A 21,712-nucleotide genomic window follows, 5' to 3' on the forward strand; every position below is an offset into this window, starting at 1 on the left:
GAAGTACACGAAGTTTAACATTATCACTGATTTTAATTTAAAGAAGATTTAAATTGTGCTTTAATATTATGGTATCGAAAGAGCAAATATCGGAAGCCCACGACAGAATAAGTCAGTATATTCATAAAACGCCTATTCTGACGTCTTCTCTTTTAAATGAAGTATCAGGTTGTAATCTTTTCTTTAAATGCGAGAACTTTCAGAAAATCGGTGCATTCAAAATACGGGGTGCTATGAATGCCGCATTGCAGCTGCCCCCCGATAAACTCTTAAACGGATTAGCGACACATTCATCAGGAAATCACGCACAGGCAATAGCTCTTGCCGCAAAACTACTCAATACAAAAGCTTACATTGTGATGCCCGATAACTCTCCCGAAGTAAAGATAAATGCCGTGAAAGGATACGGTGCGGAAATTACTTTCTGCAAGCCGAACCTGAAAACAAGAGAAGATACGATGAATACAGTTTTGAATAGAACAAGAGCAGAATTTATACATCCGTACAATGACGAAAGAATCATCGCAGGTCAGGCAACTTGCGGCAAAGAATTAATAGAAGATACAGAATTATTAGACTTTGTTATCGCCCCTGTCGGCGGAGGAGGGCTGCTTTCAGGGACTTCCCTATCGGCAAAATACTTCGGCAATAATATCACTGTGTATGCGGGCGAGCCCGAAGGTGCTGCCGATGCTGTTCTTTCGTTTAAATCAGGCAAAGTTGAAAGTGCACCATTTATAGATACGATTGCAGATGGTTTGCTGACAACTCTTGGTGATATTACGCTGAATATTATAAAAGAGAATGTTAAAGATATATTGCTTGTAAACGATAATGAAATAATATCCGCTATGAAAATGATTTACGAAAGAATGAAAATTGTAATCGAACCGAGTGCTGCTGTGCCGCTGGCAGTAGTTCTTAAGAACAAAGAAATGTTTTCAAGAAAGAATGCCGGGTTAATACTTTCGGGAGGTAACGTTGATTTAAGAATATTCTCAATAATTTAAATTCTCTTTATCTACTCCTAAATGACAGAGCGCAAAATCGTATTTTACAGGGTCAACAGGGTCAAACTTCTTTAGCTTTTCGGTTAATTCAGTCGCAAATTTAATGTCTAGCGACTTTCTTTCTACAATTTTATACTTTCGTGCTATTTTATAAACGTGTGTATCGACGGGCATGATTAATTTTGAAGTGTAAATTTCTTTACTCCATAATCCTGTATCTACTTTATCTTTCCTTACCATCCATCTCAAAAACAGCAGCAGCCTTTTGCATGTTGACTTCCTTGATACAAGAGGAACAAGATATTCAAATGATTTACTGCCTTTGGCAATGTGTCTTATTTCCGGGGTGAAACCGTTCAGAGCATTTATCACATTTTCATCATTTTTGTCGTAATACTTCCGGAATAAATTCTTAAGACTGCCGTATTTCTTAAGAATAACGGATATTGCATGTATAAGATCAAAGAAATCCTGTGTGGAATTGAACCTGTAACGGAAATCAAGACCCGCTTCTTTACTGCTTCTATTGTAGTTGAGGATAAATTCAGAGACGTTTAAAGAAGTGAATTCGAGAACCTTGCTAATGAAGTTATTAATCTGTGTAATATTGCCGTAACAGTAACATGAAATGATAAAAGCGAGTACTTCTTTATCTGATTTGGTTTTGACTTTATTAAGTTTCCAGACGGGGTCTTTTGAGCTTAAGTGTTTATTATATTTTACATAATATGAGTCTAATAACTTCTTTGTTATTATAGCAGATACAGGCATTTACTTAATGCAGTTTTCATATATGATTTCATGTAAATTATTCACAGTTGCATCTATCCATTTTATACGTTTATCAGCATTAAACCACGTTAATTGACGTTTGGCATATCGCCGGGTATTCATCTTTATTTTCTCTATCATATTTTCCTTGTCAATTTCTCCTTCTAAATATTGAAAAACTTCTTTAATGCCTACTGTGTTCAGTGAATTATGAGTTTTATAAGACATATTTCTGTGCCTGAGTTCCTCAACCTCTTTGAGTAATCCGGAATCAAGCATTTTATCCACACGATTATTGATTCTTTCATAAAGCAATCCCCTATCCATTTTCAGCCCGATTTGAATACTTTCAAAATCAGGTTTCACGTTATTCATCTGAAACTCAGAAATCTTCTTCCCGGTAACATAATATACTTCAAGCGCCCTGATAACGCGTCTGAATTTTCCTGAATCCATTTTTGAAGCACTTTCAGGGTCAATCTTTTTCAATTCGTCATACAGTACTTCTCTGCCTTCTGATTTTAATCTTTCATTGAGTCTGTTTCTTATTTCAGATGAGTTAATATCTTCGTCATATAATCCATCAATTAGTGCTTTTATATAAAGTCCGCTGCCGCCGACAACGAGTACATTCTTTTTCTTTCTAAGTGTTTCTTTTATAATAAGCCTGGCTTTCTTTGCGAATAAGCCTGCATTGAATTCATCAACGGGTTCAAGTTCATTAACGAAATAATGTTTCACATCCGAAATTTCTTCTTTTGTTGGTGCACACGTAGCTATCTGAATGTATTTATATACCTGGCGCGAATCAGCTGAGATAATTTCAGCATTTAGTAATTTTGCCAATGCAATGCTGACAGCTGTTTTACCTGACGCAGTCGGGCCTACAATTACATAGACTTTATCTATTATATTAGATTTATTCAGAATTTTAATGTATTTTTGTTAATAAAATAGTAAATTCTTTCTTATTAATTAATAGCATTAATCACAATGAAAATACTTATTCTCCTTACACTGTCTTTACTTTTATACACGAATTCCTTTGCATTCGAGAAAACAGACACAACTTTTAATAATGACCTTAATAATGACGGTAAAACTGAATTAATCAGTATTAAAGTCAATGAAGAAGAAGGAACTTATGTTTTAAGTGTTAATGATTCTAAATTCTTTCATTTAGCTGAGTCAACATCCGACCTGAGAGCAACGGTCGTTCGTATAAACTATGCTAAGTACTTAATGGTTATGAACATGGCTTACTATGGATTCGAAACCGTTCTGTATGAATACGACAAAAAAATTGACAGCATTGGTCAATTTTGGTCACTTGATATACCGGTAGTAGAGGAAAGCGGAATAATTAAAGTTAACAACTGGATGGGATTCTGGAGTGCGGACTATGAATATCATATGATTGACAAAAAACTAATCCCTATGTATAAAACAGAATATACTATACCTGAAAACGTAAAAGAAAACGACATCAAGACATCGGCAAGTTTATTTTTGAGACCGGAAAAGAGTGAATCTTCAAAATCGAACATTGAGATTAAACCAAACACACAGATATTCATTATAAAAGCTGATATTCAATATAAATGCAAATCCCCTGATGAATGGGAAGATGGCTGTAATTGGTATTACATAAAAAGCAAGGACGATAGAACAGGGTGGATTATGCTAAAAGATTTTCAAGACAAAGTTGAAGGTATTCCCTGGGCGGGATAGTTAATCAGTTAAAAGGGAAATAAAAAGTCTCTTACAACCACTTATAAGAGACTTTTCTAAAATGTTTTTGCTTTATTAATTTAGGGAAGAAAAACCGCGCATGAAATTACAGTAGTCCAGAGACCGTACTTATCCCCTTCAGCTGATTGAGTGACGTTGAATGTTTTGAATATTTTACCGCTTTGTTTATAAACCTGCTCACGTTCGTTCCATGCTGTTTCTGTGTCAAACTCAACACCGAGAGTAGTAGCAAGCATCGTTGCTGCCAGATCCTCAGCATATTCACCTGAAATCTTTTCAGTTTCACCGAAAGGATGGTGTTCAGAAATGTATCCGTAATGACTGTCATCTGACGGTAGTGCCACACCTATTGAAGTAGCGATAAGACGATTAGGTTCGTTTGTAAAATTCCTTGCCATCACACAATACGTTATATTACCGGGTAAAAGCAGCTCCATACCCTGTTCGCGGGAAATTCGTTTACAACCGGGCGGATATATACTGGAAACCATTACAAGGTTTAACCTTTCAATACCTGCATGCCTTAAAGCAAGCTCAAAAGACTGCAGATAATCTTTATGTCTTCCTACACCTTTAGTGAAAAATATTTTTGTTGGCTGAAACATAACACCCTCCTCTCGATTGTAATTTATTAAACAGATACAAACTTATATAAAATAAATTTAAAATATAATTAATTAATTCTTACTTCATTTTCACTTTCAGGAATTTTCTTTTCCCGACTTTCAAAACAAAATCTTCAGAATAATTTAACACAAGATTAAAATCATCTATCTTTTCACCGTTGATCGTTACACCACCCTGTTCTATAAGTCTTCTTGCCGCTGCGTTAGAATCCGCCATCTTATTAGATACTATAAGATTAATTAGCTTTGTGCCTTTTTCTTTAATTGCTATTTCGGGAATATCGTCCGGAACTTCCTTTTTAATGAAAATTTTATCGAACTCTTCGATAGATTGTTTAGCGACTTCTTTGTTGTAATACAGTTTAACGAGTTCGTATCCGAGACGGCGTTTAAGGTTGCGCGGATTTGTGTTCGGGTCTTCAAGTTCTCTTTTAATTTCCATAAGTTCTTCCGGTTTAAGACGCGTTGCGAGTGTAAAATACTTAAATATAAGGACGTCCGGAATACTCATCGTCTTACCGAATATATCCTTTGGCTCATCTGTAATACCAATATAGTTGTTCAATGATTTACTCATTTTTTCAGAGCCGTCTGTTCCTTCTAGTAGAGGCATCAGCATTACTATCTGAGGTTCCTTGCCGAAACGCTTCTGCATATCACGCCCGACAAGATTATTAAACTTCTGGTCTGTTCCACCGAGTTCAACGTCGGCATTTATAGCGTAAGAATCGTATCCCTGCATTATAGGATACAAAAGTTCATGCATTGAAACTTCTACCTGGTCACGCATACGGTTTGTGAAGTCATCTCTTTCAAGAATTCTCTGGACGGTAAACTTTCCGAGAATTTTAATAAGCTCCTGCAGGTCAATTTTACTGAGCCATTCAGAATTGTATACAATCTTTGTTTTATTTTTATCGAGTATGCGTGATGCCTGTTCGAAATAGGACTTACCATTCTCGCGGGTTTCTTCAAACGTAAGCTGGGGACGTGTTTTCTTCTTACCGCTCGGGTCGCCTATCATGCCTGTATAATCTCCCACTATCAGAATTGCAGTATGCCCAAGGTCCTGAAATTCTCGGAGTTTATTAAGAACAACTGAGTGCCCTATGTGAAGGTCGGGAACAGATGGGTCGCATCCAAGCTTTACGTTAAGGGGATTTCGTGTCTTAATAGCTTTTTCGATTTTCTTAGTTAATTCTTCCTCGGGTATAATTTCAACTGTTCCCTTTCTGAGGATATCCATTTGTTCATTCAGTGATAAAAACATATCAGTAATTTTTTAGTTTCCTTTCGGTTTCCCGGTTTTTTATTGTTTCCCTCTTATCATAAAGTTTCTTCCCTCTTGCGAGTGCTATTTCAACTTTAATTTTTGAGTTCTTAAAATATATTTTTGTTACGATTAATGTCAGTCCAAGTTCTTCGAGCTTTGCTTTCAACTTACGAAGCTCTTTTTTATTCATAAGCAGTTTTCTTTTCCTTAGAGGGTCATGATTGTTCAGGTTTCCATACTTATACTCATTTATATGCGCACCTATAAGCCAGAGTTCATTGTTTGAGAACCTTCCGTATGCATCTGACAGATTTACCTTTGCCTCCCGGAGGGATTTTACCTCTGTACCCAAGAGTACAATACCAGCTTCATACTTATTCAGGATTTCGTATTGAAAATTAGCTTTTCTATTAGTTCCTATTATTTTAATTTTATCAGTATCGGTCAATTTCAACGAATAAATAACATTTAAATTATTTAATAACTTTTGTAAAATCAATTTAAATAATGAAAATAAAAGCATTCACCGTTAATCCATTTCAGATGAATAGTTACGTCTATCACTGCGAAAACACGCACGAAGGAGTATTAATAGACCCGGGATACCATACTTTTCATGAAAAGGATGTTCTTCTAAAGTACTTGCATGACAGCAAAATAAACATCAAATTCATTCTGATGACTCACGGACATGTTGACCATGTTCTAGGCAACGGTTTTGCGGTAAAGGTATTCGGAGTTGATTCTTATATACACAAGGATGATTTGTTTTTGTATGAGAATGCTAAAACACAGGGAGAATTTTACGGAATACAGTTAGAGAATTTACCTACGGTAAGTAATTTTATTGCAGAGGACACTATTGTTAGAGTTGGGGAGAATGTGCTGAATTTCATTCATACTCCGGGACATTCTCCAGGGGGAGTCTGCATAACGGATAACAAAGAGAAAGTAATATTCTGCGGTGATGTTATCTTTCAGACTTCAATTGGAAGAACTGACCTGCCCGGAGGAGATTACGACACCCTGATACATTCAATAAAGCACAAACTCTTTGAGATTTGTACGGATGAATACGAATTGTATCCCGGTCATATGGGTAAGACCAGCATCGGTTATGAGAAAAAGTACAATCCCTTTTTACAGAATTAATCAGAGATTAATCATAAAAGTGTAAATGATAGAACTAACATCATATTCAAAATCACTATGTTTATACGAATTATCGGCTATAAACCGAATCATATAACTATAGAACTCGCCGTTATTATCTTTTATTGTAGTGTAATAGTAAATCTTTTCATAGGTGTCTTTATCCTTGTAATCGGCAGACTTACTTTCGTAAGATTCATTGTCTGATTTAACGTAATCGCTTATTCTTTCGGGTATATTAAGGTTAAAATCCTTTTCGAACGTGTATATAAGGTCGTCGATTTTCTGAGGTGAAGCAAATTTAAAAGCTATAATAGTAGCGGCAACTTTTGAATTCTTGCTAAAGCTGTAAGTTATCACATCTTTCTTATCGGTTTCTACTTTTGAGACTTCTTTCCATTTATTATCGAAACTAATTTTAAATTTATAGCTGTTGTTATCTACTTTAATCTGAGAAAAAACCGGGGTAACAAATAAAACTGCGATAAGTATTAATATGTATTTCATTCTTTTAATTTAATTTTGATTTAAAAATCTGGTATTCATCATGATAAATACCCTTAGTTGAATCGTTAACAATCTTATTCTTCTTCATCTGGTCCTTAACATTTTGAATCCTATCCTGAGGCAAAGGGTGTGTGGAAAGGAGACGATCGAATCCTCCACCTACAGTTCCTGCTTTCTGCTGTTTTTTGAGAATGCTATCGAAGAAATACTGAATACCGCCGGGATAATATTTTGATGTCATCAGATATTTAATCGAATAATTATCTGCTTCTTCTTCATCTGATCTGCTGTTTGCGAGAAAACCCATACCCACGAATAAGTTTGCAGCTATTTCGACAGCGGCATTAGGATTGTTTCCCAGTACAATACTCATGAGCATACTTATACCGTAATACGACGTTAAACGCTGTGTCATATGGCGTCTTTCGGCATGAGCAATCTCATGGGCGATAACACCTGCAAGAGTTGCTTCATTATCAACAAATTTCATCAGACCAGTGTAAACATAAATAAATCCGCCTGGTGTACAGAAAGCATTAATAATTGTATCGTTAATGACCTGAAACTTATAAGGAAAAACATTTTTATATTCAATTTTCGGAGAAGAATTAAGAATGTATTTACCGAGGTCTGATACATAGTTTGTGATGTCGGGTCTATTAGTTAACAGCGGAAATTCGTTAGGTTTGTTATGAATTTCCTTGTCCAAATCCTCCCCCAGTTTTACATCGTCGGCAGTTGAGAATAGATTTGCACCGCAGCTGTAAAAAATTGAGATTGAAAATAACATAAATATCATCACAAATGCAGAAAGAGGTATTATTTTGCTAATTTTCATCATAGTTGAAAGATAAATATTTCTATAATGTTTTACAATAATAATGGCAATAATGTTCCTGAGGTAATATTTGGGATAATATAGACACGTGGGTGTAGCAGGTAAAAAAATGAGGATATTGTACAATGAATACCTAATAGTTGATACCACAAAATATTAAAGAATGAAAAGAACAAAAGATTTTTACTACAGAGTACCCAGAAGTCACAGAGAACTAAAAGCTAAGTAACATAAATTAATGATAAAAACTTTAACGCAAAGAAGTACCACCTCATAGTGAAAGCCACAAGCACGGAAAAGATTTTACCACTGAATACACAGAGGTTTTCACAGAGATCAATGAGAAAATATATGAAATAATATAACGGTTAAAAAATTATACCGCTAAATTAGATCAGAGATCAAAGAAAAGAACAGAGATGAACGTGCAAAGCATAGAGAGTTAATAGAACAATTTCACGAAGTAAGGGGCTTATTTAAAACAAAGAATACGATTTACAATGATAATAAAAGAATTATTTATTTTTAAGGACAGATTACAAACATAGAACTACGTTACGAAGAAAGAATTTAGAAAATGGAGTTCAAACACAGAATTGGGACTGATTTATGTGTGTTATTTTAATCGGGAAAGATGGTTCCCGATTATAGTATTTCGAGAGCTTAATGAATTGAGAATGACTGTATTTATTGATATTTTTAAGATTTTACAAATATATTATTTCATTTTTATTTTCATGAATGAGAAAAAGAAATTACTTGTTATCGCATTAGGGGGGAATGCTTTATTAGATTCTAAATCCAAGGGTACGATTGAAGAAAGAGAAGCTGCGTCGGACCAAACGGCTGAGCAGTTAATACCTTTATTGAAATCTCCGGAATATGATGTCATACTCACACACGGAAACGGTCCTCAGGTTGGAAATTTACTGATTCAGCAGGAAGAAGGTTCTTCAAAAGTTCCGCCAATGCCGCTTGATGTATGCGTTGCAGAAACACAGGGAGAAATTGGTTATATACTTCAGAAATCTCTACAAAATGAGTTTGAAAAACACGGGATAAGAAAACAAACATTAGCGCTGCTTACTCAAGTTATGGTTGATGAGAAAGATCACGCTTTCGAAAATTTAACAAAGCCTGTGGGTCCATACTATACACTTGAACAAACCAAAGATATTCTAAGAACAAAAAGCTGGAAATTCAAGGAAGACCCGGCAGGCAAAGGATTCAGAAGGGTTGTTGCCTCGCCTAAACCGATTTCCATCGTTCAAAAGAATATTATACACGACTTAACGAATAACGGATACATAGTTATTTGTGTGGGCGGAGGAGGCATACCCGTTTATCACGACAGTAACGGAAACCTAGCGGGAGTTGAAGCTGTTATTGATAAAGACCTTGCTTCATCTCGTCTTGCTATAGACCTTAAAGCCGACCTGTTTGTGATTTTAACTAACGTTGAACAATGTTACATTAACTTCCGTAAACCGAATGAAATCAAGCTGAGGGATTTAAACCTTGATGAAGCTACTACATATTACGACCAGGGACATTTTACAGCGGGAAGTATGGGTCCGAAAGTGCAGTCTGTCATTGAATTTGTTCAAAACACCGGTAACAATGCTATAATAACGCACATTGAAAAACTATTGGATGCGATTGAGAACAAAGCAGGTACATTAATTCACCAATAAGAATAGAAAACTTAAATAACATATATGACAAAAGCACAAAAAAAGTTTGATGCACTAAAAAGTCTTTCATGGGAAGAATTTTATAAATTAAAGCTGGATAAAAAGCTGATTTTCTTTGAGAAAGACGGCAGAATTTTCGACTGCCTATTCGCTCAGCAGCTCACACCTGAACTTTTAAACGATTTGTTTGAAATTGCAAATAAAGTTAGAAAGATTTCCAAATCGGAAGAGGGTCTTGATTACATGAGGACACTACTCTCGCATAAAAGGGCAATGCTTTATTTCGTACAACCTTCGACAAGAACTTTCATTTCATTCCAGAGCGCCTGTTACATTCTTGGTTTACAGGTTAGTGAAATACGTTCTACTTCTACATCATCTGAAGTGAAAGGTGAAACTCCTGAAGATACTATACGGACTTTCAGTTCATACGCAGATTTAATTATAATGAGACACTTTGAGGAAGGTATGGCCGAGAAATCAGCATGGATGCTGAACAAGACGAAAAGACCAATAAGCATAATAAACGGAGGTTCGGGTAAGGACCAGCATCCTACACAGGCTCTTCTTGACATGTACACGCTGCATCAGTCATTCCTAGACAAAGGCGGTATAAATGGAAAAACGATTGTTATGGTCGGAGATTTAAAGAGAGGCAGAACAGTACGTTCTCTTACATATCTCCTTAAACATTACAAAGGAGTCAAAATTGTTTTCGTTTCTCCCGAGTACCTCAGAATAGGCAATGATATAAAGCAATTCTTAAAGAAACAAAAGATGTATTTCAGAGAAACATCGGACCTTGTTAAAGTGCTTCCCGAGGCTGACGCGGTTTATATGACGAGAATTCAGGATGAATACGATGTAAGCGGTGAATCTCAGGACATTGATTTTTCAAAATTCCATTTAGAGAAAAAGCATCTTAAACTTATGAAGAAAACAGCAATCATCATGCATCCGCTCCCAAGAAGACAGGAAATAGATGTTGCTATTGATGACGATCCAAGAGCAAAGTACTGGAGGCAGGAAAGAAACGGCATGTGGGTCAGAACAGCGCTTATAGCTTACATAATGGGAATTAAAGATAAAATCTTAAATATCTAAATTGTTCTATGGCTAAAAAAGAATCAAACATTAATCCAACTGAAATCAGATTAAAAGAAATTGAGAAGGAATTAGCCGAGCTTAAATCGGAAAGGGATTCACTGATTGCACATTGGAATCTCGAGAAAGATCTAATTAAAAATATAAGAAAACTTAAAGAGGATACGGAAAGGTTAAAGCTTGAAGCAGACACACTTGAAAGAAACGGAAATCTTGCAAAAGTAGCGGAACTGAGATACGGAAAAATTCCAGAAGTTGAAAAGTCCATAATTTTAAAATCTGAGGAATTAATAAAAGTACAGTCGGAAAAGAAGATGCTAAAAGAGGAGGTTGATGCAGAGGATATTGCCGAAGTGGTTTCTAAATGGACGGGAATACCCGTAAACAGGATGCTCGAAAGCGAGAGGATGAAATTGCTTCAAATGGAAAAAAATCTTTCAGCAAGGGTTATCGGACAGGATGATGCTGTAGCTGCGGTATCAGATGCAATAAGAAGGTCAAGAGCGGGGTTGCAGGATGACAACAGGCCTATCGGCTCATTCATTTTTCTCGGGACTACGGGTGTAGGCAAGACAGAACTTGCAAGGGCACTCGCAGAGTTCTTATTTGATGATGAGCATGCAATAGTAAGAATTGATATGAGTGAATACATGGAAAAATTCTCTGTATCAAGGCTTATCGGTGCGCCTCCGGGTTACGTGGGGTATGAAGAAGGGGGGCAGCTTACAGAAGCAGTGAGAAGAAGGCCATATTCAGTAGTATTGCTTGATGAGATTGAGAAAGCACATCCGGATGTTTTCAATGTACTTCTACAGGTACTTGATGATGGCAGGCTCACAGATTCACAGGGAAGGACCGTGAATTTCAAGAACACAATCATAATTATGACTTCAAATCTTGGTTCACATTTAATACAAGAGCATCTTCAGCTGATGAATGAAAGGAACAGGGACGAAATAATCGGAGATTTGAGGATGAAACTTGTTGATTTGCTAAAAGCAACGATAAGACCTGAATTTCTGAACAGGATTGATGAAATAATACTTTTCAATCCACTTACACAGAAGGAAATAAGGGCAATCGTTGATATACGGATTAAGTATTTATCAGAAAGACTCAGTAAAAGCAACATCAAATTGATAATAGATAACGATGTTAAGGACTGGATAGGAAAGCTTGGTTTTGACATACAATACGGAGCGAGACCGCTTAAGAGGACGATACAAAAGAATATTGCAAATCCGATTGCAGAAAAAGTACTTGAGGGTGGAATTTTGCCTGGTGATACTATACGGATTAAACTGGGTAAGGAAGGGCTGCTGGACTTTATAAAAGAATGATTAATTATACAAATAAGTTTTTCAGTATTGACATACTCAGAATTGATGACATTAAACTTCACGAAACCACAGAGACAAACAGATTAAGAAACATATACGAACGTATATCAAACAGCAGGTATTTAATGAACCCTGTAATAGTGGGTAATTACGACAATCAACGGATACTAATAGATGGTGCAAACAGGCTGAGTACGTTAAAAGAAATCGGATGCAAACTTGTAATTGCTCAATTAACAGATTACAAGAGCAAAAGGATAAGATTAAGAAACTGGAATCATTTAATCTACGACGTGAAAATCGAGAATGTGATTGATTATTGTCTTAAAAAAGGCTACAAGTACGAGAACAAGACTTATAAAGAAGCGAAAAACATAATACAAAAATTTAATAATTGTATATTAGTTTCAGACATCAGCAACGGACAAAGCATTTTAATATACTTGCCAAGGAAATTTAAAGAAAATATTGAAAGACTTCATACGTTTACAAAATTCTATTTTAATATTTATAACTTTGACAGGTCTGAGGAGGAAATAACGTATTATGATTTGCGGAAATATTCAAGAAGAAATGGATTGCTCGTCGAATTTTTTCACTTTAACAAAAAGCAAATTGTAAAGATTGCTTATAATGATGCGAAACTTCCAGCCGGAATTTCAAGGCATATACTTGATAACAGAGTTCTACATGTGAGGTATGAGATAGCAAAACTTAAAGATGACAGGGATCTTGAGCAGAAAAGAGCTGATTTGAATAAATATTTGTTGAACAAGATAGACACGAACAAGGTGAGGCAGTACAGAGAATCGGTAATAGTTTTCGACGAATAATGAGAACTGAATTTTTCATAGCAAAGCGGTATTTATTTTCCAAGAGGAAGGTCAGTTTTATAACTGTAATTTCGACAATATCAATCGTTGGGGTATCAATAGGTGTTGCTGCGATGATTGTGGTTCTATCTGTGTTTAACGGTTTCAGTGAGAAGGTTACATCAATTTTAATAGGTTTTGATCCTCATATCAGGATTGAAGCAAAAGGCAATGCGAAATTTGATAATTACGAATCAATGCTTCAAACAATTTATGCGAACGATATACCGAATGCAGCACCGTACACGATGAATAAAGGCATGCTTGCGACGAAAGACGTAAATAAGGTACTTTTAATAAAAGGTGTTGATGAAAAAGTAATTGAAAAAGTATCGGGGATTAAAGAATTCACAAACTACGGGAAGTTTGACCTTGCGGATAAAGGTGATTTCGGTAGCATAATAATAGGGTTTTCACTTGCCAACAATCTTAAAGTTTTTATTGGAGATACGATTACAATACTGAGTCCTGTCGGGCTTGAGTATTCGCTTACACAATTTGTTGAACCAATTACTAAACAGTTTATTGTCACAGGAATATATGACTCGGACAACAGGGATTATGATTCGAAGTATGCATACATATCGATTGAGAATGCACAGAATTTGTTCAGACTGAACAATACAGTTAACGGAATTGAATTAAGGTCTAAGGACATTGATGACGCGGATAATCTGAAATTAAGGCTGCAGTCACAAGTTGACACTTCGAAATTCAACGTTATGACGTGGTATGATTTGCACCAAGATTTTTATTCAATACTTAAAGTTGAAAGATGGGCAGCATTCATATTACTGAGCCTGATTATAGCAGTTGCATCGTTCAACATACTCGGTTCTTTAACGATGACAGTAATAGAGAAAAAAAGAGACATCGGAATACTTAAAGCCATGGGTGCAAGCGATAAAATGATAACCAGAATATTTATGTTTGAAGGATTGGTTGTGGGAATGGTTGGTGTAATAACGGGTTCAGTTTTAGGACTTGGACTTGCTTTGATGCAAATTTATTTTAAAATATATAAACTGGATACATCTGTTTACAAATTAGAAGCACTGCCCGTAGAATTAAGATTCTCGGATTTTATCTACATACCATTAGCGGCGCTTTTACTTTGCTTTTTAGCTTCTTTATATCCTGCTTTAAGAGCGGCGAAACAGAAACCGGTTGAATCAATTCGGTGGGAATAATGATGGAAAATATACTAATACAATTAAGCGGTATAACCAAGGAATATCAGATAACGAAAAAGAACACACTCCGTGTCTTAAAGGGTATAGACCTGACAATATACAAGAGCGAGATAGCGGCAATTGTCGGAAAATCTGGGGCAGGAAAGAGTACGCTGCTTCATATACTTGGAGCTTTAGATATTCCGGGTTCAGGATCGATGGTATTCGAAGGGACAGACGTTTTAGGATACAACGACAAGCAGCTTGCGAATTTCAGAGCAAATGATATTGGTTTTATTTTTCAATTCCATCATCTTCTGCCTGAATTTACAGCTCTTGAGAACGTTTCAATCGCTTCAAGGATAGCAGGAAATAGTGATGAAGCTAAAGCAAAAGACTTGCTTAACGAAGTCGGTCTAAGAGACAGAATACATCATAAACCTTCAGAGTTATCCGGGGGTGAAGCTCAAAGGGTGGCAATTGCGAGGGCACTGGTCAACTCTCCAAAGATTATACTTGCGGATGAACCTACAGGAAACCTTGACACAGAAAATGCTGACTCAATAATTGAGCTGATTTTCAAACTCAGGGAGAAATTCAAGCAGACATTTGTTATAGTTACCCACAATGAAGAATTTGCTGCCAAATGCGACAGAATTATTAAGATGGTTGACGGTAAGATTATTTAATGATTTTTTTACATTATGTTTAATCTTTAATCAATAATATTACATATTTTCCGTAACATGACGAAAACAAAAGAAATTAAAATAAGCACAGACAATCTAAGCCTGTTTTACGGAAAAAATATTACTTTAAAAAATGTTTATATCAAGATTAATTCGAACAAAGTAACAGCATTAATCGGACCGTCAGGATGCGGCAAATCGACATTTCTTAGAACATTAAACAGGATGAATGACTTAATTAACGGTGTGATAATCAAGGGAAAAGTACAGATTGATGATGAGGATATATACAGCAAAAAAACCGATATCGTTGCTTTAAGAAGAAAAGTTGGGATGGTCTTTCAAAAATCCAATCCATTTCCTAAAAGCATATATGAGAATGTAGCTTACGGGGCGAGAATTAACGGCATTAACAAGAAGGAATGGCTTGATGATATTGTTGAGACAAGTTTAAAACGTGCTGCAATCTGGGAAGAAGTGAAAGATAGATTAAAAGAGATGGCAACGGGGCTTTCCGGCGGACAGCAGCAACGTGTCTGCATTGCGAGAACTCTTGCAGTAAATCCTGAAGTTATATTAATGGATGAACCTGCTTCAGCACTTGATCCAATTTCCACATCAAAAATTGAGGAACTAATTTTTACTTTGAAAAATAGCATCACAATTGTTATTGTAACTCATAATATGCAGCAAGCCGCAAGAGTCAGCGATGCAACGGGATTCTTTCTGAACGGAGAGCTGATTGAATTTGATTCAACAAGAAAAATATTCACGAGCCCTTCTGACGAAAGAACACAGAATTACATCACGGGGAAATTCGGATAATTAATTAAATCACAAATAATAAATGTATCATTATTTAGAAGAAGAATTACAGCAATTAACAAACAAGATATTGAAGATGGGAAGTCTTGTTGAAGAACAACTTATTCTTGCCGTTAAAGCCCTATTTGATAGCAATCTGGAATATGCGCAGCTTGTGATTGAAAGAGACGATAAAGTTGACAAATATGATATAAAAATCGATAAACTTTGTCAAAGAATCTTTGCATTAACTCAGCCTGTGGCAATAGATTTACGAATTATTTTATCGGCATTGAAAACAAACAATGACCTTGAGAGAATGGGTGATATAGCGGTAAATATTGCTGAACGCGCAGAGCCGCTGCAAAGCCACCTCCAGATATTGCGTACAGTAGGTATGGATTTGATGGCAGAGAAGGTTCAACTTTTAGTTTCCAAAACACTTGATTCTATTGTTAATAATGATCACGACATGGCATTGAGTGTAATCAAAGCGGATGACGTTATCGATAAACTTGAAAGAGATATTTTTGATAAACTAATAGACTTAATGGAGAAGGACTCCTCGACAATTCGTCCCTGTGCACACTGCATAACACTGCTCAGGTATTTTGAAAGAATAGCCGATCATGCAACCAACATAGCTGAAGAAGTTGTATTCCTTGTCGATTCAAAGATTATAAAACACAGGAATAATCTTGACGGATTCGATTCGAACACAGAAAATATAATTTAAATCTGACATGAATATCTTTAATTCTATTGGGATAATATTACTTGCGATTTTGTTCAGCAAATCGTTATACTCACAGAATAAAGATACATCAATAACTAAAACAAATCAGAAAGATACTGTAAAAGTTAATTTTAATCAGAACAAGATTAATAAACTCGATTTACTTTCATCTTTTTCGGATACAAGCGGTACTAACGACTTTATCTTGAATGACAAAAGAAACTTGCAGGAAATATTCAACGAGAAATCAGGATATTATGCATACTTCTTCGGTACCGGCGGTAAATCTCTAATAAACTATAACGGATTTTCAAATGTAGGGGTTTTTAGAAACGGTATTGAATCTAATAACCAGTTTTATGGAGGTTTTGATGTGGAGAGTTTTTCCGTGAATGAAATAGATAAAATTGAAGAAGTGTCCACATCCATGTCCTTCATGTACGGACTAAATCCATATAGCAAGATAATTAATATAATTGACAAAGATATTTTTCAGCCGAATTTATTCACTCAGTTCAGGTATTCACAAGACAGAGACGGGGCTTTATTTGCCGACGTTTACATGAATCTGCCGATTTCAAGAAAGTTTAATTTTCTATTTGGTATTAATAATTATGCCTCAGAAGGACATTATCAAAATTCAGACTTTTCATTCTGGAGAAGCAGATTTCAGTTTAATTATTATCCATCGGACAGATTTAATGTTAAGTTTTTTGTGTCAGCGAATAAACAGGAAAGAGGACAGAATGACGGATTAATGTTTAGCGGTTCAAAGGATACACTGATGGACATTAATCTACCTATTCCCGTTAATCCCGACGCGTATGAGAAAATATTTACAACTTATAGTGACATAAAGATAACTGGCAGGTTTTTTAAAGACACATTATCTCTAACGAATTTGAATTTCTTTACGAATAATTCAATCAGAGAGTACAGAGATGAGGAGAACAGGGATGAACCTAATGGGATTTTCATCGGAAAGAACTACCACAGTGTGCAATACGGATTTAATATTAATCAGACAATATATTTAATTCCGTTTAAATTGTCGCAGATAAAATTACTTGCAGGAGTTAAAGGATACTATAATCTATATAATTATGACAGAACAACATCGATGAAAATAGATTCAGTAATCGGAGTCAGATATTTTAATTTTAATGCTGTTGACGTATACTCAAGACTTGACCTTGTATACGATAAATTTTTAATTTCAGGAGCTATCAAATCTCAGAAATTCAACGACACATATCACTTTATGTATGGCGCAGAATTGAATTACAGAATAGACTTTAGTAATATGACAAAGCTCGAAATAAAAGGAGGAACGAATAACACCACGTACGGATTTGATTATGAAGCTTTGTTTTACGATGAGAATTTTAACAGGTTCGAGGAGAATTACAATTCATCGCGAAAGCAGTATTATGAAGCAGGGTTTAAGTTTATATACAATAATTTTTCAATATCATACTTTAATTACCATTGTAACGTTTTCTCAGATTATTCAATCAAAAATTCGAATATAACGTTGGGTTATGATTCTAAAAATATAGCGTTAATTCTTAATGTAAATTCATTTGATAAGAATAATTATAGTTTAGAAACAATACCGAGAATATTCATATCCTCAGATATTGCTTATAAGGATGTACTATTCAAGAATAAACTTCTCCTGAAGACGGGATTCAATGTAAAGTATATATCCGACAGACCAATAATTGGCTATGATCAGTTTGCCAACTCCATAACCATTGAGGATAACTACTCTGCATTTGATTACTTTGATGTTGATTTTTACGTTGGTGCCAGGATTGGGAAAGCAAATATAAATATTACCGTAGCAAATATTTTTAACAACCTTTTATACAATACAGCGTTATATCCGTTTGATGACAGGGGCGGATTGCTCAGGAGTATCTCAAGGTTTACAATTACCTGGGATTTCTGGAATTAGTTTAATAGACTAACACACGCGGAATAAACCTCCTCAAGTTCTATTGTCCTGATACACTTAAATTCATCATCACCTTTCCATTTACATCTTGCGGGTCTGGGTGAATTGAAAAAACAAGGACTGCATTCAAGCCCTTTTCTGACTATTACATGATTAGTCTTCCACGGATAAAGTTCTTTGTGATTTGTATATCCGAATATTGCAGCTATTGGAATTCCGAATGCTGATGCAGAATGAAGAAAAGCGGTATCGTTTGACACAAATAAATTACACTGTTTCAACCGAGCCATTGAATCCATATAATTGTTTGTGGAAGCTATCACTCCCCTGCCGTTCATCAATTTGTTTAATTCATTGTTTAATTCAAACTCAGAACCAAACAGAAGAATTTTTGCATTCCTTTCTTCGATTAATCTATTTCCAAGAGCTGCGTATTTTCTAACATCCCAGCGTTTGTTTATATGATTCTTCAGAGTTGAGGAGCCGGCATGAAACCCAACTAAAAGTTTATTGCTATCAATACACTGATCTTTCATCCAGAGCTTTGCTGCATTCTCATCATCCTCATTCAAAAATATCTCAAGCCCGCCTGCATCATCAATATTAAAATCGCAAATCAACTTAACAAGATTCAGGTTTTGAACAACATTATGAATATCCTTTTCCTCATCGATTGTGAGATTATTTAAAAAGCTTAAGCTTGGAAACTTTGGATTGCTATAAGTATGTCCGTACCTTTTCTTTGCTCCTATCAAGTAATTCAGTATATTGTATTCATATCTATTAGATGGATAGACATTTACCGATATGAAATAATCATTCTTCCTTATATCATAAATCTCTTTGAGTGATTTTACAGATGATTGCTTTAAAAAATCGATATGATAAATATTGTTAAGGTAAGGTGAAGTCCGGTACAGCTCTTTTACTGAATGAAACATCACTAACATATCTATTTTATAGTTCGGCAGATTATCATAAAGTATCTTCAAAGCAGGCGAAAACATCAATGCATCGCCTATACCCGATAAGGCGTTAATCAGAATTTTCATTCTTGTCTGAAGACTTTTTCCTTTTCGACAGAAAAACAGAAGCCGGTAATGTTATGATAAATAATAATGCTGTTACGAGAGAAATCGTTAGTCCTTTGCTGAATTCATCAGACTCATATTTCATTTCAATCACATGATTGCCCGCGGGAACCAGAACAGCTCTCATACAATAATCTGCTTTTAGTATTTTTATATGCTGCCCGTCTAAGTACGCTTTAAATGCAGGATAATATACTTCGCTGAAATACAACAGTCCTTCTTGGGGTGTATTAACTTCCACTTTCATTGAGTTTATATCCCTGTCAAAAATCCGATAACTTGCCACAGGTTTAGGCTCATCAGCATTTAATTTGGGTAAATTCAAATTTTCTTTGTCTGTTATTACTAACGTCCTTCTGTAATCGAATCCTGAATAAGTCATAAAATTTTTTGCAAGGCTGTCATTATCAAACTGCACTGCATCAAAAAACATCGCAACTCTTGGAATAAACGATTCATTCCTTCCAAGATACGGATTCTTTTGTATTGAATCGGTCATCATGTGATACTTCACATTCATTAAATCGTGAGATTGGGTACTTTTCGCATCGTTCCCATTTGGAGGAATAAAATCTTTCAGGAGAAGTGCACCGTATCCTTCTAGAAGTTCAATGTTATCTACGTATCCCTGATTCCTTTGAAAAAGCATCGCACTTGGATTATAATGTCTCGAATTTACTCTGAAGATTTCACTCTTCATTTCCTGCTTAAGTTTTTCTGCAATCTGAGAACGCTGCATATATAAGGATTCAGGATTCTTTGTACCGTTATTCTGGGCAAACCATATCTGATAAATTTCAATCAACAAAACCAATACTATTAATAGACCAAAAATATTAGAATTCAATTTCCCGTTCGAGTATAAATATATTAATGCTGCAAAAGCTACACTGAACAGCAAAAAGGTCAACGCCTGAGACTTTATATAATCGACTATCTGTGAAGTTTGAGATGCGTTTGCCGGTAGAAGCATACCTGTGTAAACAATTAGAAAAAGGAGAAACAGAATTCCTGCAACAGAGAATATGTATTTATTCGTGAAATATTCTTTTATTTTTCCGCTGCTAACAATACCGTTTGTTCCAATCATGGTAATTAGTATTACTGCCATCATGGTAATGTAAACTACGTGAGCGGGATTCCTGAATCTGTTAAAGAAAGGGACATAATCGAACAATAATTTATGGAAAAAGAAGTTCCCGCCTAAGGAAAAGAAAAAAGTAAAAATAATTATAAATAGGGTAAAATATGCTAAATAAACATTTTTCTTCTCTTTAAAGAAATATTTTAAAGATGGATAGAATAAAATAACAATAATTGTAGAAAGGAATATATTCGAAATTGAAAACATCCAGGGACCTTCGGAATGTTTCGACCAATACTGAATATCAGTTATCTTTTCATTACCGCTCCATACTCCGAAGTACTTTGGAATAATCAAAGTAATATAGTCATAAATATGCATCGAGCCCTGTTTGGCAAATGCATAATCAAATGAAGCACGATTCGAAATACCGACAAACTCAAGTGCCGGCAGCAACTGAAAGGCAGTCAACCCAAATGTAAAAATCAGAGATACTGCAAGTCCTAAAAAAAGATGTACTATATCAGAATTTTTCTTTTCTCTGTAATATCCGTATGCAATAAACAATGTATAAACACCTATAAAGAAGAAATTAAAGAATGGAACCTGAGGATATCCTGCAAGTACACACAAAGCCATTACTAGTCCAGCAAGTATGGAATAATGATATTTTTTTGAATCGACAAACTTAAGCCACAAAAGAAAGAAAAGCGGAAACCACGTTGCAGCCTCAATAAGCGGTTGGTGCATCATGTGTATCATCATGTAACTTGAGTATGTGAATAGCAATGCAAATATGGTAGAAAACAATCCAGATAACTTAAAATGTTTAGCTAAATAAAATGTGAATATTGAAGTTAGAAGATAATGAAAAATTATCGTATTCTGAATTGCTAATGCGGATAACTTATCGTTCTTGACAAAAAACTGCAGGATGTAATTAAACGGGTACAATACCGCTATCTGTAAATCAGCAAAGAATGGTACACCGCTAAAGGCGAACGGATTCCAGAACGGGAATACACCCTTGTTAAGCATCAGCGAAGCCATATACTTCCCGGGATAATATTGTTCTATGAAATCATCGAAGAGATAAGCGTTTCCGGGAAGTAGTTCCCGGAAAAATACAAGCCAGAATATTCCTAACAAACCAAGCGCAACATAATTGTTATCAAGCAGGTTCGTTACAGCGGATTGTACTTTAGACGTCGTTGATTTTTTAATTTGCTTTGCCAAT

The 21,712-nt window shown here is 35.3% G+C and carries 21 protein-coding genes; 12 read left to right on the forward strand and 9 right to left on the reverse strand.

What is annotated here, in order from left to right; genetic code table 11:
• Nucleotides 1–68: 68 nt before the first annotated feature.
• Nucleotides 69–1,010 (forward strand): pyridoxal-phosphate dependent enzyme, encoded by a 942-nt coding sequence (locus tag WC644_05455; GenBank protein MFA5011382.1) that lies wholly within the window; start codon nt 69–71, stop codon nt 1,008–1,010.
• On the opposite strand, the gene WC644_05460 is transcribed toward WC644_05455, so the two are convergent.
• On the reverse strand, nt 999–1,781 hold the full coding sequence (locus tag WC644_05460; GenBank protein MFA5011383.1) for a TIGR02757 family protein: 783 nt from the start codon (nt 1,779–1,781) through the stop codon (nt 999–1,001). The two genes, WC644_05455 and WC644_05460, sit on opposite strands and share 12 nt — an antisense overlap.
• Nucleotides 1,782–2,717 carry a tRNA (adenosine(37)-N6)-dimethylallyltransferase MiaA gene (gene miaA / locus WC644_05465; protein MFA5011384.1) on the reverse strand — a complete coding sequence of 312 codons (936 nt, stop codon included), beginning with the start codon at nt 2,715–2,717 and terminating at the stop codon, nt 1,782–1,784.
• A 57-nt stretch (nt 2,718–2,774) separates the two neighbouring features.
• Between miaA and WC644_05470 the strand changes: the two genes are divergently transcribed.
• Entirely contained in the window at nt 2,775–3,512 is a 738-nt protein-coding gene (locus WC644_05470) for a hypothetical protein (GenBank protein MFA5011385.1), read from the forward strand.
• Nucleotides 3,513–3,592: 80 nt separating this feature from the next.
• On the opposite strand, the gene WC644_05475 is transcribed toward WC644_05470, so the two are convergent.
• The 3 genes from WC644_05475 to smpB form a co-directional block, all read right to left on the reverse strand.
• Entirely contained in the window at nt 3,593–4,138 is a 546-nt protein-coding gene (locus tag WC644_05475) for an arginine decarboxylase, pyruvoyl-dependent (protein ID MFA5011386.1), read from the reverse strand.
• A gap of 79 nt (nt 4,139–4,217) precedes the next feature.
• Nucleotides 4,218–5,405, reverse strand: coding sequence for a tyrosine--tRNA ligase (gene tyrS / locus WC644_05480; GenBank protein ID MFA5011387.1), 1,188 nt, complete (start codon nt 5,403–5,405; stop codon nt 4,218–4,220).
• Between the two features lie 25 nt (nt 5,406–5,430).
• Nucleotides 5,431–5,886, reverse strand: coding sequence for an SsrA-binding protein SmpB (smpB, locus tag WC644_05485; GenBank protein ID MFA5011388.1), 456 nt, complete (start codon nt 5,884–5,886; stop codon nt 5,431–5,433).
• Between the two features lie 53 nt (nt 5,887–5,939).
• Between smpB and WC644_05490 the strand changes: the two genes are divergently transcribed.
• Complete coding sequence (locus WC644_05490; protein ID MFA5011389.1) at nt 5,940–6,584, forward strand: MBL fold metallo-hydrolase; 645 nt, start codon at nt 5,940–5,942, stop codon at nt 6,582–6,584.
• On the opposite strand, the gene WC644_05495 is transcribed toward WC644_05490, so the two are convergent.
• Both WC644_05495 and WC644_05500 read right to left on the reverse strand, forming a co-directional pair.
• Nucleotides 6,585–7,091, reverse strand: a complete 507-nt coding sequence (locus WC644_05495) for a hypothetical protein (GenBank protein MFA5011390.1) — start codon at nt 7,089–7,091, stop codon at nt 6,585–6,587.
• A gap of 4 nt (nt 7,092–7,095) precedes the next feature.
• Nucleotides 7,096–7,932 carry a M48 family metallopeptidase gene (locus tag WC644_05500; GenBank protein ID MFA5011391.1) on the reverse strand — a complete coding sequence of 279 codons (837 nt, stop codon included), beginning with the start codon at nt 7,930–7,932 and terminating at the stop codon, nt 7,096–7,098.
• Nucleotides 7,933–8,666: 734 nt separating this feature from the next.
• Here WC644_05500 and arcC point away from each other — a divergent pair.
• Genes arcC through WC644_05545 form a run of 9 tightly spaced genes read left to right on the forward strand, consistent with a single transcriptional unit; the run spans nt 8,667 to nt 18,300 of the window.
• Entirely contained in the window at nt 8,667–9,623 is a 957-nt protein-coding gene (arcC, locus tag WC644_05505) for a carbamate kinase (protein ID MFA5011392.1), read from the forward strand.
• 24 nt (nt 9,624–9,647) lie between these two features.
• Nucleotides 9,648–10,727: an aspartate carbamoyltransferase gene (gene pyrB, locus WC644_05510; GenBank protein MFA5011393.1), complete on the forward strand. Its 1,080-nt coding sequence runs from the start codon at nt 9,648–9,650 to the stop codon at nt 10,725–10,727.
• Between the two features lie 8 nt (nt 10,728–10,735).
• Nucleotides 10,736–12,067 (forward strand): AAA family ATPase, encoded by a 1,332-nt coding sequence (locus WC644_05515; protein MFA5011394.1) that lies wholly within the window; start codon nt 10,736–10,738, stop codon nt 12,065–12,067.
• Complete coding sequence (locus WC644_05520) at nt 12,064–12,900, forward strand: hypothetical protein (GenBank protein ID MFA5011395.1); 837 nt, start codon at nt 12,064–12,066, stop codon at nt 12,898–12,900. Before WC644_05515 ends, WC644_05520 begins: the two co-directional genes overlap by 4 nt.
• Entirely contained in the window at nt 12,900–14,129 is a 1,230-nt protein-coding gene (locus tag WC644_05525) for an FtsX-like permease family protein (GenBank protein MFA5011396.1), read from the forward strand. The genes WC644_05520 and WC644_05525 overlap by 1 nt, the downstream gene beginning before the upstream one ends.
• Before the next feature lie 2 nt (nt 14,130–14,131).
• On the forward strand, nt 14,132–14,800 hold the full coding sequence (locus tag WC644_05530) for an ABC transporter ATP-binding protein (protein ID MFA5011397.1): 669 nt from the start codon (nt 14,132–14,134) through the stop codon (nt 14,798–14,800).
• A 57-nt stretch (nt 14,801–14,857) separates the two neighbouring features.
• Nucleotides 14,858–15,625 carry a phosphate ABC transporter ATP-binding protein PstB gene (pstB, locus tag WC644_05535; GenBank protein ID MFA5011398.1) on the forward strand — a complete coding sequence of 256 codons (768 nt, stop codon included), beginning with the start codon at nt 14,858–14,860 and terminating at the stop codon, nt 15,623–15,625.
• Nucleotides 15,626–15,647: 22 nt separating this feature from the next.
• Nucleotides 15,648–16,340 (forward strand): phosphate signaling complex protein PhoU, encoded by a 693-nt coding sequence (phoU, locus tag WC644_05540; GenBank protein MFA5011399.1) that lies wholly within the window; start codon nt 15,648–15,650, stop codon nt 16,338–16,340.
• A 7-nt stretch (nt 16,341–16,347) separates the two neighbouring features.
• Nucleotides 16,348–18,300: a TonB-dependent receptor plug domain-containing protein gene (locus WC644_05545; GenBank protein MFA5011400.1), complete on the forward strand. Its 1,953-nt coding sequence runs from the start codon at nt 16,348–16,350 to the stop codon at nt 18,298–18,300.
• Here the strand turns inward: WC644_05545 and WC644_05550 are convergent.
• Entirely contained in the window at nt 18,297–19,352 is a 1,056-nt protein-coding gene (locus tag WC644_05550) for a glycosyltransferase family 9 protein (GenBank protein ID MFA5011401.1), read from the reverse strand. The genes WC644_05545 and WC644_05550 overlap by 4 nt on opposite strands.
• Nucleotides 19,336–21,711, reverse strand: coding sequence for a hypothetical protein (locus tag WC644_05555; GenBank protein MFA5011402.1), 2,376 nt, complete (start codon nt 21,709–21,711; stop codon nt 19,336–19,338). Before WC644_05555 ends, WC644_05550 begins: the two co-directional genes overlap by 17 nt.
• Nucleotide 21,712: the final 1 nt, after the last annotated feature.

Source organism: Ignavibacteria bacterium (assembly GCA_041649015.1).
GTDB lineage: Bacteria > Bacteroidota > Ignavibacteria > Tepidaquicellales > Tepidaquicellaceae > CAIKZJ01.

Coding starts and splice junctions, on each gene's coding strand:
- WC644_05455 (MFA5011382.1), top strand. CDS start 69: ATGGTATCGAAAGAGCAAATATCGGAAGCCCACGACAGAATAAGTCAG.
- WC644_05460 (MFA5011383.1), bottom strand. CDS start 1,781: ATGCCTGTATCTGCTATAATAACAAAGAAGTTATTAGACTCATATTAT.
- WC644_05470 (MFA5011385.1), top strand. CDS start 2,775: ATGAAAATACTTATTCTCCTTACACTGTCTTTACTTTTATACACGAAT.
- WC644_05475 (MFA5011386.1), bottom strand. CDS start 4,138: ATGTTTCAGCCAACAAAAATATTTTTCACTAAAGGTGTAGGAAGACAT.
- tyrS (MFA5011387.1), bottom strand. CDS start 5,405: ATGGATATCCTCAGAAAGGGAACAGTTGAAATTATACCCGAGGAAGAA.
- WC644_05490 (MFA5011389.1), top strand. CDS start 5,940: ATGAAAATAAAAGCATTCACCGTTAATCCATTTCAGATGAATAGTTAC.
- WC644_05495 (MFA5011390.1), bottom strand. CDS start 7,091: ATGAAATACATATTAATACTTATCGCAGTTTTATTTGTTACCCCGGTT.
- WC644_05500 (MFA5011391.1), bottom strand. CDS start 7,932: ATGATGAAAATTAGCAAAATAATACCTCTTTCTGCATTTGTGATGATA.
- arcC (MFA5011392.1), top strand. CDS start 8,667: ATGAATGAGAAAAAGAAATTACTTGTTATCGCATTAGGGGGGAATGCT.
- pyrB (MFA5011393.1), top strand. CDS start 9,648: ATGACAAAAGCACAAAAAAAGTTTGATGCACTAAAAAGTCTTTCATGG.
- WC644_05515 (MFA5011394.1), top strand. CDS start 10,736: ATGGCTAAAAAAGAATCAAACATTAATCCAACTGAAATCAGATTAAAA.
- WC644_05520 (MFA5011395.1), top strand. CDS start 12,064: ATGATTAATTATACAAATAAGTTTTTCAGTATTGACATACTCAGAATT.
- WC644_05525 (MFA5011396.1), top strand. CDS start 12,900: ATGAGAACTGAATTTTTCATAGCAAAGCGGTATTTATTTTCCAAGAGG.
- WC644_05530 (MFA5011397.1), top strand. CDS start 14,132: ATGGAAAATATACTAATACAATTAAGCGGTATAACCAAGGAATATCAG.
- pstB (MFA5011398.1), top strand. CDS start 14,858: ATGACGAAAACAAAAGAAATTAAAATAAGCACAGACAATCTAAGCCTG.
- phoU (MFA5011399.1), top strand. CDS start 15,648: ATGTATCATTATTTAGAAGAAGAATTACAGCAATTAACAAACAAGATA.
- WC644_05545 (MFA5011400.1), top strand. CDS start 16,348: ATGAATATCTTTAATTCTATTGGGATAATATTACTTGCGATTTTGTTC.
- WC644_05550 (MFA5011401.1), bottom strand. CDS start 19,352: ATGAAAATTCTGATTAACGCCTTATCGGGTATAGGCGATGCATTGATG.